This is a genomic window from Phytobacter sp. V69, from assembly GCF_965644215.1.
GTDB lineage: Bacteria > Pseudomonadota > Gammaproteobacteria > Enterobacterales > Enterobacteriaceae > Phytobacter.
The window spans coordinates 32402-47993 of sequence record NZ_CBFFRL010000003.1; the positions used below are offsets into that span (position 1 = coordinate 32402).

At 53.5% G+C, this 15592-nt stretch carries 13 protein-coding genes; 11 read left to right on the forward strand and 2 right to left on the reverse strand.

Annotation, left to right across the window (positions count from 1 at the left end; genetic code table 11):
- Position 1: 1 nt before the first annotated feature.
- The 10 genes from ACSZPU_RS01045 (at position 2) to acpS (ending at position 13413) form a co-directional block, all read left to right on the forward strand.
- Positions 2-3733 (forward strand): TipJ family phage tail tip protein, encoded by a 3732-nt coding sequence (locus ACSZPU_RS01045; protein ID WP_498994595.1) that lies wholly within the window; start codon positions 2-4, stop codon positions 3731-3733.
- Positions 3734-3772: 39 nt separating this feature from the next.
- Positions 3773-6091, forward strand: a complete 2319-nt coding sequence (locus ACSZPU_RS01050) for a pyocin knob domain-containing protein (RefSeq protein ID WP_498994597.1) — start codon at positions 3773-3775, stop codon at positions 6089-6091.
- 10 nt (positions 6092-6101) lie between these two features.
- On the forward strand, positions 6102-6524 hold the full coding sequence (locus ACSZPU_RS01055; RefSeq protein ID WP_498994599.1) for a tail fiber assembly protein: 423 nt from the start codon (positions 6102-6104) through the stop codon (positions 6522-6524).
- A 201-nt stretch (positions 6525-6725) separates the two neighbouring features.
- Entirely contained in the window at positions 6726-8525 is a 1800-nt protein-coding gene (gene lepA / locus ACSZPU_RS01060) for a translation elongation factor 4 (RefSeq protein WP_498994601.1), read from the forward strand.
- A 16-nt stretch (positions 8526-8541) separates the two neighbouring features.
- Positions 8542-9516 (forward strand): signal peptidase I, encoded by a 975-nt coding sequence (lepB, locus tag ACSZPU_RS01065; RefSeq protein ID WP_498994603.1) that lies wholly within the window; start codon positions 8542-8544, stop codon positions 9514-9516.
- Positions 9517-9783: 267 nt separating this feature from the next.
- Positions 9784-10464 (forward strand): ribonuclease III, encoded by a 681-nt coding sequence (rnc, locus tag ACSZPU_RS01070; RefSeq protein ID WP_498994605.1) that lies wholly within the window; start codon positions 9784-9786, stop codon positions 10462-10464.
- A complete protein-coding gene (gene era / locus ACSZPU_RS01075; protein ID WP_498994607.1) occupies positions 10461-11372 on the forward strand; it encodes a GTPase Era in 912 nt (303 codons plus the stop codon). Before rnc ends, era begins: the two co-directional genes overlap by 4 nt.
- Positions 11373-11561: 189 nt before the next feature.
- On the forward strand, positions 11562-12293 hold the full coding sequence (gene recO, locus ACSZPU_RS01080; RefSeq protein ID WP_498994633.1) for a DNA repair protein RecO: 732 nt from the start codon (positions 11562-11564) through the stop codon (positions 12291-12293).
- An 8-nt stretch (positions 12294-12301) separates the two neighbouring features.
- Positions 12302-13033 (forward strand): pyridoxine 5'-phosphate synthase, encoded by a 732-nt coding sequence (gene pdxJ, locus ACSZPU_RS01085; protein ID WP_498994609.1) that lies wholly within the window; start codon positions 12302-12304, stop codon positions 13031-13033.
- Positions 13033-13413 (forward strand): holo-ACP synthase, encoded by a 381-nt coding sequence (acpS, locus tag ACSZPU_RS01090; RefSeq protein ID WP_498994611.1) that lies wholly within the window; start codon positions 13033-13035, stop codon positions 13411-13413. The genes pdxJ and acpS overlap by 1 nt, the downstream gene beginning before the upstream one ends.
- Here the strand turns inward: acpS and ACSZPU_RS01095 are convergent.
- Entirely contained in the window at positions 13410-13670 is a 261-nt protein-coding gene (locus tag ACSZPU_RS01095; RefSeq protein WP_498994613.1) for a YfhL family 4Fe-4S dicluster ferredoxin, read from the reverse strand. The genes acpS and ACSZPU_RS01095 overlap by 4 nt on opposite strands.
- A 58-nt stretch (positions 13671-13728) precedes the next feature.
- Positions 13729-14577 carry a MurR/RpiR family transcriptional regulator gene (locus ACSZPU_RS01100; protein WP_498994614.1) on the reverse strand — a complete coding sequence of 283 codons (849 nt, stop codon included), beginning with the start codon at positions 14575-14577 and terminating at the stop codon, positions 13729-13731.
- A gap of 117 nt (positions 14578-14694) precedes the next feature.
- Here ACSZPU_RS01100 and murQ point away from each other — a divergent pair, with 117 nt between their 5' ends.
- On the forward strand, positions 14695-15588 hold the full coding sequence (gene murQ, locus ACSZPU_RS01105; protein WP_498994615.1) for an N-acetylmuramic acid 6-phosphate etherase: 894 nt from the start codon (positions 14695-14697) through the stop codon (positions 15586-15588).
- Positions 15589-15592: the final 4 nt, after the last annotated feature.

The window sequence follows — 15592 nt, forward strand, 5'->3', positions numbered from 1 at the left end:
TATGTCCTCAGGCGGCGGTGGCGGCAGCACTCCCAAACTTCTCGACGATAACCTCAAATCCAAACAGTTCTACCGTGTCCTCGACCTCATCAGCGAGGGGCCAATTTACGGACCAGTTGATCAGTCCCATTTGTCATCATTTCTGCTCAACAAAACCCCGGTTACTGATGCAAACGGCACGGTAAATATCAATGGCGTCAGCGTAGCCTGGCGTCCCGGTTCAGAGTTCCAGAGTCCTATTAACGGTTTCTCCGCAATTGAAGCGACGGAAATCGTCAACAATGACGTGACGTTTGATACACCACTGGTTCGTGCGATCACTGATGTTGACGTTACCCGGGTCCGTTTTAATGTGGGGGTTTCTGGGCTGGTCCAGCAGGACACCAAAGGCAATCAAAAAAATACAACTGTAGTAATGGTACTTGAGACGCGCACCTCTGGTGGGGCATGGACTATCCAGAAAACAGTATCTATAGCAGGAAAAATTTCGGGGGAATACCTGGAGGCTCACGTCATTGATGCACCAGATATCAAGCCTTTCGATATTCGCGTTCGCCGTATTACTCCGGACAGCACCAGTGACCTGCTTACCAACGGGACGATCTGGAACAGTTACAGTGAAATCACCGACGATAACCTCAACTATCCGTTCTCGGCAGTTTGCGGTGCAGTGATTGACCGCGACCAGTATACGGACACACCTTCACGCACTTACCATCTTCGCGGGCTGATTGTCTCAGTTCCGGACAATTACAATCCTATAACCCGCGTATACACTGGACTCTGGACTGGTGGTTTTACCCAGGCCTGGACCAACAACCCTGCCTGGATATTTCGCGAACTGGCAAAGAACACGCGTTTCGGTCTGGCACGCAGTGCAGGTTATGTTGATGTTGACGATGGCGCACTCTATATCCTGTCGCAGTATTGCGATCAACTGGTAGATGACGGTTATGGCGGTAAAGAGCCACGCATGACGCTGAACGCGTATATCACTGAACAGGTGAGTGCGCGTGACATTCTGGACAAGATTGCCGGGATGTTCCGTGGGATCGCTTTATGGGATGGCCTGCGCCTGACCATACTTATCGACGCCCCCCAGGACCCCATTGCAGTTATCACGAATGCCAGCGTTGTTGACGGGAAGTTCTCATACAGCTCAGCCAAACAGAGCGAACGCTATAACGCGGTCGTGGTGTCCTGGACGGATCCGAATAACGGCTGGGAGCAAGTCAAAGAGTACGTTAGTGACGATGACCTCATCGCCCGCTTTCGCTACAACGAAACCACGCTGGAAGCGTTTGGCTGCACTTCCCGTGGGCAGGCGTACCGCGCTGGAAAATGGATGCTTGAGACTGCTAAGCGCGAAACAAAGCGTGTATCTTTCCAAATGGCGCGTGATGCTATCGCATTTACTCCCGGTGATGTGGTTGAGGTGATGGACAATGACCACGCAGGTACACGGTTGGGTGGGCGCATTGTGTCGCACAACGGTGCTCAAATAACTGTAGATGCAGATGTGTCGACCCTGGCAGAATCAGGTGACAACATGTCGTTAATGAGCAGTAACGGCAAGTTTTTGAAATATGAAATTGCGAACGTGTCAGGTTCAATTGTCACGCTGAAAACAGTTCCAGCCTGGGTGCGAAACGGTACTGTATTTGCGATTTCCACGACCAGTGTTGCGACACGTCTGTTCCGCATTCTCAGTATCGAGGAGGCAGATAACAACTCTGCTTACACCATCAGCGCAGCCCAGCACGACCCCAACAAACAGGCCATTGTGGACGAGGGGGCAGTATTTGAAATTCCGAATGACACGCTGAATGGATATCGCGTGCCGAATATTGAAAACCTGCGCATCATCAATACCAACAGTGAAACCGTCCAGGTCACTGCAACCTGGGAAACGGCCACCACAACTAAAAAACTGGTGTTCGAACTGTACGTTTATAGCGCAAGTGGCGCTGTCGTTGCGCAGTATGAAACAGACCAGTTCCGTTATGAGTTCTACGGGTTGAACGCCGGGGATTACATTCTCGGCGTCCGGGGGCGAAACGAAAATGGAATGAAGGGAGCGGAAACCCAAGTCAACCTGATTATTGGTGCGCCATTTGCACCGAGCTCGGTTCAGTGGGTTCCGGGTGTATTCCAGGCGACATTGATCCCGGTAACCTCGTTTTCCCTGACCAGTGACACAACCTTTGAATACTGGTACGCGGGAGAAACACCGATCCCCTTACTTCAAAATGTTGAAAACCAGGCTCAGTTTCTGGGGCGTGGGTATCAGTGGACAATTCAGCAACTTAAATTTGACCATACCTACTATGTGTACGTCCGGACGCGCAACTCTTTTGGGGTATCAGACTTTATTGAGGTGTCAGGTAAGCCGACTGACAATTTTGATGATATTACCAATGCTATTCGTGATGAATTCCTGTCTGCTGACGATGGCAAGGCACTGACTGAAAAAATTGATTTCAGCATTGCCGGGGTACTGCAGGGCACGCTGACAGATATCCAGAACGCGAACGTTTCGTTTCAGCAGTTCGGTGTTGCCCGCGCCGAAATATCTAACGCGCAAATCCTCATTGCTGACGCTGAGCAGTCATTTGCTGAGTTCAAAGAGCTGGTGGCGGTCCAGTTCGGCGATAACGCAGCGGAGATTCTGTCGGTTAGAACGGCGCAGGCGACGACTGATTCTGCGGTGGCCACGCTGAAAACAACGGTGCAGGCCGCGATCACTGACGTCAACGCAAGCATTGTCCAAATCAGCGAGGCACAGGCAAACACAGATAATGCGCTGGCAGAGTATCAGACTCAGACAACGGCGACGTTTGGTGAGCAGCAGGCGGCAATAAATCAGAAATTCACGGCATATGCTGATGCGACCACAGCGAACGCAATCTACACGCTCAAAGCGGGGGTTAACTACAACGGCAACTATTACAACGCCGGGATTTCTATGGCGGTTATCGCTGATTCAAGCGACGCAGTTACAACCCGAATCGCGTTTAACGCTGATGAACTGGTAATGCTGTCTGGTAGCAATACCAGCAACATGTATTCACCGTTCGCGATTGTTAGCGGCCAGGTATTCCTGAATGACGCATTTATTCAGAACGCCTCAATCACAACAGCAAAAATCAAGGATGCGGCAATCACGACCGCCAAAATTCTGGATGCCGCAATCACAAACGCGAAAATTGGTGGCAATCTGTGGTCTGCTAATTTCGTTGCTGGTTCGTCTGGATGGATTGTCAGGCAGGATGGGTCAGCGGAATTTAACAACGTTGTGGTGCGGGGTACTGTTGAGGCCGATTCGTTTATTGGTGATGTGGCAAATGGTCAGGTTTTCCCGGACACTGCAATTTCATCCTCCGAAACGGTGGCATTTACATATACAGATTCCGGGACAAAATCACGCGATAAACACGTCGTGCTGATGGCAACGGTCAGTATTGGCGAGGCTACCGGGTCCGGTTCCCAGGGTGGCGCCGCCAACGTTGTTATGAAGATAGGAGGCGTGACAAAAACGTATCGTGTGGCCACAGTGACCGGGCAAGGGAGGGTGTACGCCACGCTAATGATGTCCGCGCGGCTAACTGGCCGCGTGGTTTCATGTTCTATACAGGCGACTACGGGCGGGGCCTCGTCCGGCGGTACGTGCCAGATTACATCCCCAAGCGTGATCGTAGCTCGTGGGTCCGGTGCGTTTGTGCAAACCACGTAATTCACTCAATTTCATCAACCCGCTGCGGCGGGTTTTTTTATGTCTGGAGAAAATGAAAATATGTCCGCAGGCACAATTAAATTAACAAGCGGGTCAACCGCCGTCGGCGGTACCAGCACGACGTTCACCACAGATTTAAAACCTGGCGACGTTATCACGACCACCATCGGCGGCGTGTTTTATACGCTGTTTGTCGACACAGTTACCAGTGCTACAGCGCTGACATTAAGCGACGCATTCACCGGTCCGACTACCACCGGCGCGGCTTACGTTGCTGTGCCACAGATGACGCTGAACCGCATTACAGCAGCGCTGGCAGCACAGACCGCCGAGGCGGTTCGCCGTGTACTGCAGGAGAACGCGAACTGGCAGGCGTTTTATTCTGGCTCCGGGGATATCACAGTCACGCTGCCGAACGGCACACCGACGGGGGTTCAAATTCCCGGCCCGTCGTGGGCGAAATTGTCCGGTATCGCTAATACCGCATGGATTGATCGCGGCCAGCTTGCTGCTGACGCGAACCTGAACACAATGAACCCGGCAACAACAGAGGGCGAATGGTCTAAATCCACAGGCACCGGATTGACCACGGCTAACGGGTTCCCCGCAGGTGCGCTGCAAGGCACATTGAAAGTCAATAACGGTGGACGATTCCAGGGGCAACACGTGTACACCGATTACACGGGCAACCAGTGGGTCAGATCGTTATCTGCGGCGTGGAACGGCACGGACGGCCCCTGGACGGACTGGGCTAATACGGCAACTAAATCGCTGCGTAGTACGCTGGTTGTCGGTAGCTCAACTGATATAAGCACGTATACCACAGCGGATCTGTACGGCACGCTGCGTGTTTCTAGTGGTACAGCCGCAAACGGCTGGCCCTATGATGGATTCGCTGGCACTGTGGAGGTTGTGCAGGGCTATGGGCAAGGATCGCAGCAAATCGCGCTGTCTGCGACTGGTAACCAGTTTAGCAGATTCTGGAACGGCGGCGGGACCGCGCTCAGTAACTGGAGTGCATGGGTCGAAATAGGACGCCAGCCACGGCCGCTAGCGTTTGTGGGCAACGTAGATACGTTATTTGACCTGGGGGAGCACCCCACCACATCTGCAACAACCGGACTACCGACTGTGCCGGGAACGTCTGCGGTGCCAGGGGGACTGATCAACGTGCGCTTGCGTTCCTCTGGGGTTTATATGCAGGAGTGGACCGTTTTTGGGTCAAACTCAGACATTGCCAACCAGCGGTTTACTCGCACGTACTGGTCATCTGCCTGGCAACCCTGGCGTGAGGTGCTGGACGATAAATCCATGTACTGGGTGCTCGGATACGGCCAGTCAGCTATGGCTCGTTCAACACTGGACTGGCAGAACGATTCATTCAGTATTGGTGAGTCGTTTTACGTTAACGGCGCTAACATGACCAACGTCCCGGCTGGAATGGACAGCACGACGCTAAACGTGGATATTCATGTGCGTTGCGGTGATGGCACGGGCACACGCATCGTTGATGTTGTGTATAGCACCGCAACCGCATCGGGATACCGGAAATATGAGTTGCGGCTGAGCGGAACGGCGGGCGCCCGCACCATCATCGTTCGGCAGGTATGGACGCAACATGATGTCGTGCCAATGGCAAACGGCGGGACCGGAGCAACAACGGCAGCGGCAGCGCGTACAAACCTGGACGTATTCGCTACCGGAGAGATTGGCCCGGAGTTCATTGCAGGACTGGACCTGTCAGTCAGCGCATCATCTGTAACTGTCAGCCCTGGTGCAGCGTATATCCCCTCAGGCGGCATTGCTCGCGTCACGGCGGCAATTACACAGAGTTTCAGCGGAACAGCGAACTCATGGCTGCATGTGTATCTGTACATGAACGGGACGACGCCAGCCGTAGAGGTAGTAGCGACCGCACCCGTAGCGTATTCCTACCCCGCACATCAAAAAACAGGGGCCGCAACCAGACGCTATCTTGGGAGTATTCGCGTGGGCGCCTCCGGTGGTCTTGCTGCCGAGGTCGTCAATGGTGTATGCCGTTATATGACTGCGTATAACGGAAACCAGGTATTAGCGGGTGGCAAGGCGACCGCTGAATCATCTATTGTGATCAACACATTCCTACCACCAGTTACCAGTAAGACGGCGCTTATTGAGTCCTATAACGCCTCAACTGATTCAGCGGTGTTCCTGTACTCCAAACCGGGAGGACTGGGCGCTACGATCGCCCGCGCTAATATGGATATTTATGTAGAGCTGTCGTCGGCGTCGTACCCCTATGTTTATTACTACACGAACGTTTCGACAGCGGGGAGCGGATACTACGCCAATATCACCGGGTATTCCTACGCACGGTAAGGAGAAAACTATGGAAGAAGAAACAAACATCGCCGCGAATGCCGAACTCGCACCAGAGCAGGAGGGTGACAAGATAATCCCTCCTGATGTTGAGGTGCCGGATCCGGAACCGACCCCGGCGCTGTGGGCTGTGACAGACACAGGGTATCGTGTGATTCTGACCGAAGATGATTTGATGCCCGGTGAGGTGCTGGTCCGCGACTCGTTGCCGGATGTCTACACGCAACGCGCGGACGCAGCTATTCAAAAGATGCAATTAACCCAGGCGGCAGCGGCTGCAATCGCACCGTTGCAGGATGCTGTTGATGTTGATATGGCAACAGAAGAGGATGCCGCGTTGCTGGTGGCGTGGAAGAAATTCCGTGTTCTGGTGAGCCGCATCGATCCATCAAAAGCGCCAGATATAGTCTGGCCGGAACAGCCAGGTACATAACGTTATTCATTAATGGGGCGGAGAGGGACGGCCGCCCGGTGATGTAACGGAAGATGTTAACCTGCAGATCGTTTGCTGACGATTTCAATGCCACAGTGTAATATGCATGCCAGTTGTTGATGGGGTAGTTACTGTGGAATGTCCACCGCTGTGTCCATCAAGAAGATTCAATCCGCATAGCGAGTTAATAAATTCATATTTATGAAGAATATAAGAAATTTCTCCATCATTGCTCACATCGACCACGGTAAGTCGACGCTGTCTGACCGTATTATCCAAATTTGCGGCGGCTTGTCCGATCGTGAAATGGAAGCTCAGGTTCTGGATTCTATGGATCTCGAACGTGAACGCGGTATTACCATTAAGGCACAAAGCGTTACGCTAGACTTTAAATCATCCGATGGCGAAACCTATCAACTGAACTTTATCGATACTCCTGGTCACGTTGACTTCTCCTACGAAGTTTCCCGTTCGCTGGCGGCCTGCGAAGGCGCATTGCTGGTGGTGGATGCGGGTCAGGGCGTAGAAGCGCAGACCCTGGCAAACTGCTATACCGCTATGGAAATGGATCTGGAAGTGGTGCCGGTTCTGAACAAAATTGACCTGCCCGCCGCCGATCCGGAACGCGTTGCGGAAGAAATTGAAGATATCGTCGGTATCGACGCCACGGACGCCGTACGCTGCTCAGCGAAAACCGGCGTGGGCGTTGTTGATGTGCTCGAACGTCTGGTACGCGAAATTCCGGCGCCAGAAGGTCACCCGGATGCGCCGCTGCAGGCACTGATCATTGACTCCTGGTTCGATAACTACCTTGGCGTTGTCTCGTTGATCCGTGTGAAAAACGGTACGCTGCGTAAAGGCGATAAAGTTAAAGTGATGAGCACCGGGCAGGTCTACAACGCTGACCGTCTGGGGATCTTCACGCCGAAACAGGTTGACCGCACTGAACTGAACTGCGGCGAAGTAGGCTGGCTGGTTTGTGCGATTAAAGACATTCTGGGTGCGCCGGTGGGCGATACCCTGACGCTGGCACGAAACGCTGCCGACAAAGCACTGCCAGGCTTCAAAAAAGTGAAGCCGCAGGTTTATGCCGGTCTGTTCCCGGTGAGTTCTGACGACTATGAGAACTTCCGCGATGCGCTCGGCAAGCTGAGCCTGAACGACGCTTCTCTGTTCTACGAACCGGAAAGCTCCACCGCGCTGGGCTTTGGTTTCCGCTGTGGCTTCCTGGGTCTGCTGCACATGGAGATCATTCAGGAGCGTCTGGAGCGTGAATACGATCTCGACCTGATCACCACCGCGCCGACGGTTGTTTACGAAGTGGAAACCACCTCGAAAGAGACGATCTACGTCGACAGCCCGTCTAAGCTGCCGCCGCTGAACAATATTTATGAGCTGCGTGAGCCGATTGCTGAGTGTCACATGCTGCTGCCACAGGAGTTCCTGGGCAACGTGATTACGCTCTGTATCGAGAAACGTGGCGTGCAGACCAACATGGTTTACCACGGTAAACAGGTGGCGCTGACCTATGAAATCCCGATGGCGGAAGTGGTTCTCGACTTCTTCGACCGTCTGAAGTCTACCTCCCGTGGCTATGCGTCACTGGATTACAACTTCAAACGCTTCCAGGCCTCCAACATGGTACGTGTGGATGTCCTGATCAACGGCGATCGTGTCGATGCACTGGCACTGATCACCCACAACGACAACGCGCCGTACCGTGGTCGTGAACTGGTTGAGAAGATGAAAGAGCTGATCCCGCGTCAGCAGTTTGATATTGCCATTCAGGCGGCCATTGGTAACCACATCATTGCCCGCTCAACGGTAAAACAGCTGCGTAAAAACGTTCTGGCAAAATGCTATGGCGGTGACGTTAGCCGTAAGAAAAAGCTGCTGCAGAAACAGAAAGACGGTAAGAAACGCATGAAGCAGGTCGGCAACGTCGAACTGCCACAGGAAGCGTTCCTCGCCATTCTGCATGTCGGTAAAGACGGCAAATAACCCTTAAGGAGTTGGCATGGCGAACATGTTTGCCCTGATCCTGGTCATTGCGACCCTGGCGACGGGATTTTTATGGTGCCTGGATAAGTTCATTTTTGCACCCAAACGCCGTGAGCGTCAGGCTGTTGCTCAGCTCGCAACAGGTGATGCCCTCGATAAAAACACGCTGAAAAAAGTCGGCCCGAAACCGGGCTGGCTGGAAACTGGCGCATCGGTTTTCCCGGTGCTGGCGATTGTTCTGGTGGTTCGTTCGTTTATTTATGAACCCTTCCAGATCCCGTCAGGTTCGATGATGCCAACGCTGTTGATTGGTGATTTTATTCTGGTTGAGAAGTTCGCCTACGGCATTAAAGATCCGATTTACCAGAAAACCCTGATCGAAACCGGCCATCCAAAACGGGGCGACATTGCGGTATTTAAATATCCGGACGATCCGCGTCTTGATTACATTAAACGCGTCGTGGGTTTGCCGGGCGATAAAGTGAGCTACGATCCGGTCGCGAAACAGGTTACTGTTCAGCCGAAATGCAGTTCCGGTCAGGCTTGTGATAACGCACTGCCTATCACTTATAGCAATGTTGAACCGAGTGATTTCGTACAGACTTTCGGTCGCCGTACGGGCGGGGAAGCCAGCAGTGGCTTCTTCCTGGTGCCGAAAAACGAAACGCGTGATGACGGCGTGCGTCTGAGCGAGCGTAAAGAGACGCTGGGCGACGTGACACACCGTATTCTGACGGTGCCGATTGCTCAGGATCAACTGGGTATTTACTACAAGCAGCAGGGTCAGGCGCTGGCAACGTGGATTGTTCCACCGGGTCATTACTTCATGATGGGTGATAACCGCGATAACAGTGCTGACAGCCGCTACTGGGGCTTTGTGCCGGAAGCGAATCTGGTCGGTCGGGCTACCGCTATCTGGATGAGTTTCGAAAAACAAGAAGGTGAATGGCCAACTGGTGTGCGCTTAAGTCGCATTGGCGGCATTCATTAATTCAGCGGGGTGCGGACAGAATATCTGCACCCCGAATTATTTCCGCGATAAATCCGTTCAGACTAACGACATCCCCTGTCGTTGCGTATAGAATATTCCCCCGAAGTTTGAGGCTGGCTCCTCTGGGCGCCACAGCACACGAAACCGCGTTGGTTCTTACATTTTCATCATGCGTGCCACCCATAAAGCGCTCGCTTAAATGATGATATGTACTTTCAGGTCGGTTTCGTGTGCTGCTTTGTTGACGCATTCATCTATTGGTATCGCATGAACCCCATCGTAATAAATCGGCTTCAGCGGAAGCTGGGCTACACTTTTCATCATCAGGAGCTGTTGCAGCAGGCATTAACTCATCGCAGTGCCAGCAGCAAACATAACGAGCGTCTCGAATTTTTAGGCGACTCTATTTTAAGTTTTGTGATTGCCAATGCGCTATATCACCGTTTCCCCCGTGTGGATGAAGGCGATATGAGCCGGATGCGCGCCACCCTGGTAAGAGGGAATACGCTGGCTGAACTGGCGCGCGAGTTTGATCTGGGCGAATGCCTGCGCTTAGGGCCGGGTGAGCTGAAAAGCGGCGGATTCCGTCGCGAGTCTATTCTGGCTGATACCGTGGAAGCATTGATCGGTGGGGTGTTCCTCGACAGCGACATTAAGACTGTTGAGCAACTGATCCTCAACTGGTATCAAACGCGTCTGGATGAAATCAGTCCGGGTGACAAACAAAAAGATCCAAAAACGCGTTTGCAGGAGTTTCTGCAAGGTCGTCACTTACCGCTACCATCCTATTTGGTGGTGCAGGTACGCGGTGAAGCGCACGATCAAGAATTTACTATCCACTGCCAGGTCAGTGGCCTGAAAGAGCCGGTGGTTGGCACAGGGTCGAGCCGCCGTAAGGCTGAGCAGGCTGCCGCCGAACAGGCACTGAAAAATCTGGAGCTGGAATGAGCACTGAAACTGAAAAGACATATTGCGGATTTATCGCCATCGTTGGTCGTCCCAACGTCGGTAAATCGACCCTGCTGAATAATCTGCTCGGGCAGAAGATTTCCATCACCTCGCGCAAAGCGCAGACCACACGTCACCGCATCGTGGGCATTCACACCGAAGGGGCGTATCAGGCCATCTACGTGGATACCCCCGGTCTGCACATGGAAGAAAAGCGTGCGATTAACCGCCTGATGAACAAAGCGGCGAGCAGCTCGATTGGTGACGTAGAACTGGTTATTTTCGTCGTGGAAGGCACCCGCTGGACGCCGGACGACGAGATGGTGCTGAATAAACTGCGCGACGGTAAGGCGCCGGTTATCCTGGCGATCAACAAAGTTGATAACGTACAGGAAAAAGCGGATCTGTTGCCGCACCTGCAGTTCCTCGGCAGTCAGATGAATTTCCTCGACATCGTGCCGATCTCTGCGGAGACCGGTTTTAACGTCGACACCGTTGCCGGTATCGTGCGTAAGCATCTGCCAGAAGCGGAGCATCATTTCCCGGAAGATTACATCACCGACCGCTCTCAGCGCTTTATGGCGTCCGAGATCATTCGTGAAAAACTGATGCGTTTTCTGGGGGCTGAGCTGCCGTATTCCGTCACCGTCGAAATCGAGCGTTTCATTACCAATGAACGCGGCGGTTACGACATCAACGGGCTGATCCTCGTTGAACGTGAAGGACAGAAGAAGATGGTGATTGGCAACAAAGGGGCCAAAATTAAAACCATCGGTATCGAAGCGCGTAAAGACATGCAAGACATGTTCGAAGCCCCGGTTCACCTGGAGCTGTGGGTGAAAGTGAAATCGGGCTGGGCCGACGATGAGCGTGCATTGCGTAGTCTCGGCTACGTTGACGATCTTTAAGAGTTGATACTCTATGGATTTCGAGTTGCAGGACAAAACACAACGTGTTTTGAACAGTGCTCGCGCTGGCTACGAAGGAACGAGACCGGAGGTCGAGTCATGCGGCAAGACCGTGAATCCCCTGGAGCTTACATCGGTAAGTGACTGGGCACAGCTAACGCGCCTGCAGCTTGAAAGACGACGAGTATGATGGAGGGCTGGCAGCGCGCATTCGTTCTGCATAGTCGCCCCTGGAGCGAAACCAGCTTAATGCTGGATGTCTTCACGGAAGAATCGGGTCGCGTGCGCCTTGTCGCTAAAGGCGCACGTTCAAAACGTTCCAACCTGAAAGGTGCGCTGCAGCCCTTTACCCCCCTGCTGGTGCGCTTTGGTGGCCGCGGCGAAGTCAAAACGCTGCGCAGCGCCGAAGCCGTCTCTCTGGCACTTCCACTCAGTGGTATTACGCTTTACAGCGGCTTGTATATCAACGAACTCATTTCCCGCGTGCTTGAACACGAAACGCGCTTCTCTGAACTCTTTTTCGACTATCTCCATTGTATTCAGGCACTGGCCGGAGCGACAGGTACGCCGGAGCCTGCGTTGCGCCGCTTTGAGCTGGCGCTGCTGGGGCATCTCGGATATGGCGTGGATTTTCTGCACTGCTCGGGGAGCGGTGAGCCTGTTGATGACACCATGACCTACCGTTACCGCGAAGAGAAAGGGTTTATTGCCAGCGTGGTAGTGGATAACACCACGTTTACCGGGCGCCATCTGCGTGCGCTGGCCGAGCGTGAATTTCCCGATATGGATACGCTCAGAGCGGCGAAACGCTTTACCCGCATAGCGTTAAAGCCGTATCTTGGGGGCAAACCGCTCAAGAGCCGGGAACTGTTTCGCCAGTTTATGCCCAATCGAGCAACAAAAACGAATAATGATGAATGAGGATTGTCATGTCTGAATTACTGTTAGGCGTCAACATTGACCATATCGCCACCCTGCGTAACGCACGTGGTACGGCGTATCCGGACCCGGTTCAGGCGGCATTTATCTCTGAACAGGCCGGTGCTGACGGCATTACCGTGCATTTGCGCGAAGACCGTCGTCATATCACCGACCGCGATGTTCGCGTACTGCGCCAGACCCTGGACACGCGCATGAACCTCGAGATGGCCGTGACCGAAGAGATGCTGGGAATTGCGGTAGAAACGAAGCCGCATTTCTGCTGCCTGGTACCGGAAAAACGCCAGGAAGTGACCACCGAAGGCGGTCTGGATATAGCCGGGCAGCGTGACAAAATGCGTGATGCCTGCAAGCGTCTGGCGGATGCCGGCATTCTGGTATCGCTTTTTATTGATGCCGATGCTGAGCAAATCAAAGCGGCTGCCGAGGTTGGTGCGCCGTACATCGAAATTCACACCGGCTGTTACGCTGATGCGAAAAACGAAGCGGAACAGGCAAAAGAGTTGGATCGTATTGCCAAAGCGGCCACCTATGCAGCAAGCCTCGGCCTGAAAGTGAACGCCGGCCACGGCCTTACCTACCACAACGTGCAGGCTATCGCACGTCTGCCGGAAATGCATGAGCTGAACATTGGCCATGCCATTATTGGTCGCGCGGTGATGAGCGGACTAAAAGAGGCGGTTGCAGAAATGAAACGCCTGATGGTGGAAGCACGTAAGTAATGGCTATCCTTGGCATTGGCACTGATATCGTCGAAATTGAACGTATCGAATCGGTGATTGCCCGCAGTGGCGATCGTCTGGCAAAGCGCGTTCTGAGCGACAATGAATGGGCCATCTGGGAGACGCACCAACAACCGGTGCGTTTTCTCGCCAAACGCTTTGCCGTCAAAGAAGCGGCGGCAAAAGCGTTCGGAACGGGCATCTGCAATGGGCTCGCGTTTAACCAGTTTGAAGTATTTAACGACGAGTTAGGTAAACCCTGTCTGCGACTGTGGGGGGAAGCATTAGCCCTTGCAGAAAAACTGGGGGTGGCACATATGCACGTCACACTGGCGGATGAGCGCCGCTATGCCTGCGCGACGGTGATTATCGAGAGTTAGATCTTATCCGCGTGATGCATCAGGACAAACTTATCCCACAGTTGCTCTTCGCTTTCGACATGTGTCGGATCTTTCAAAATGGTGTTGGGGATCGGGCACACTTTCTGGCAGGTCGGTGTTTCGTAGTGTCCGATACATTCCGTGCAGCGATTGCTGTTAATCTCATAGATGCTATCGCCCATCGAAATGGCCTCATTCGGGCATTCTGGCTCGCACATATCGCAATTGATGCATTTTTTGGTGATTAACAGCGCCATCAGGAAAATCTCAGAAACCTCACACAAACAGGGCGGGCATTATACGATCATTCCCTGTTCAAACCAGTTTTTTCACCAGTTCTTCACTATGGCGAATGCGATCCGGTGCATGTTCCAGATCGCGCTGAATCAGTGCCATAAATAACAGATCTGTGAGCATCGTTTGGGCGCTGGTCGACGAGATCGCCGCGCTGCGGGTCGCCTGCTCTTCGGCGATGGTATACAGACAGTGGCTGGCACGCTGTTGCAGGGCGTTGGGGGTGAAACCGGTAATCGCCAGAATCCGTCCTCCCGCGCGCAACGTTTCATCCGCTGCCATATTGATCTCCCGGCGCTCGCCAGAATAAGAGATCGGTAGCAACAGATCCTGTTGATCCATGGCTTGCACCGTAGCCAGCAGGGCATGCATATCCTGTTCGACGACGGCGTTCAGGCCAATTTTCATCAGCTTCCAGCCAAAATTACGCGCCACCAGGCCAGATGCGCCAATGCCGGTCAAAATAATACGTCGCGCCGCCCGCAGCATCTCCACGCTCTGGCGCAGCTTCTCTTCGCTGTTCACGTCCAGAGTGGCGCGCATGGCGCTCAGATTTTCATTGATAAGTTTTTCGCCGACCACGCGCAGCGTGTCATCTCCGAGAATGTGGTTATGCACGGTGATGGACAGGGGATCCGGGCTACTGGCCAGTGCGTCGCTGATCGCCAGTTTCAGCGCCGGAAAGCCTTTGAATCCGAGCTTCTGGGCAAATTTAACCACGCTCGACTGGCTAACCCCTGCCTCCAGCGCCAGCTGCTGTGAGCTTAAATGGCGCGCACGATCGGGCTCGGCCAGCAAGAAATCCGCCAGCTTCTTATCGCTCTGTGCAAACCCGGCATAACGCTGGCGAATGCTAATTAAACAGTTCATAACGTCTCCTGAGGCAAAATGTGACAACAATTACAAATACGCATTTCACGCAGGTAAATGAATTTTATATTCCATATCTTGCTATTATTATGAATAAAAAATTCTTAAGGAGCAAAAATGAATCTTGGCGCACTGGTTTCCGAGACACGCAATCCACAAACCATGGATTTAGATGCATTAACGACCATCGAATTAGTTAACCGTTTTAACCAACAGGATACGCTGGTCGCAGAGGCAGTAAAAGCCACCTTACCGGAAGTTGCAAAGGCGGTGGATGCGGCGGCTACGGCGCTGAAAGGGGGCGGCAGAATCATCTACATGGGAGCGGGAACCAGCGGGCGACTTGGCGTACTGGATGCCTCTGAATGCCCGCCGACCTTTGGTGTGCCGCATGGCCTGGTGGTTGGACTGATTGCCGGTGGACCGGGGGCGTTGCTTAAAGCCGTTGAAGGGGCGGAAGACAATGCCCAGCTTGGTGAGGACGATCTGAAAGCGCTGTCGCTAAAAGCCGAAGACCTGGTCGTCGGGCTGGCGGCTTCCGGTCGCACACCCTATGTTATCGGCGGCCTGAAATACGCCAGGTCCGTGGGCTGCGCCACCGTGGCGGTCTCCTGTAACCCGGATTCTCCGATTGCGCAGGAAGCGGATATCGCTATTTCACCGGTGGTGGGCCCGGAAGCGCTCACCGGCTCCACGCGTCTGAAATCTGGCACGGCGCAGAAGCTGGTGCTCAATATGATTTCCACCGGAGCGATGGTGAAATTTGGCAAGGTGTATCAAAACCTGATGGTCGATATGAAAGCGACCAATATAAAACTGGTGGACCGTGCCTGTCGCATGCTGATCGAAGCCACTGGCGTGACGCGTGACATCGCAGAAAGCGTGTTGAAACAGACTGATTTCGACGTCAAACCCGCCATTCTGATGGTGTTGACCGGGCTTGATGCGCCTGCGGCACGCGCAAAGCTGGCGGTCCATCAGGGTTTTTTACGGGCGGCGTTAGAAAACTAAAGAG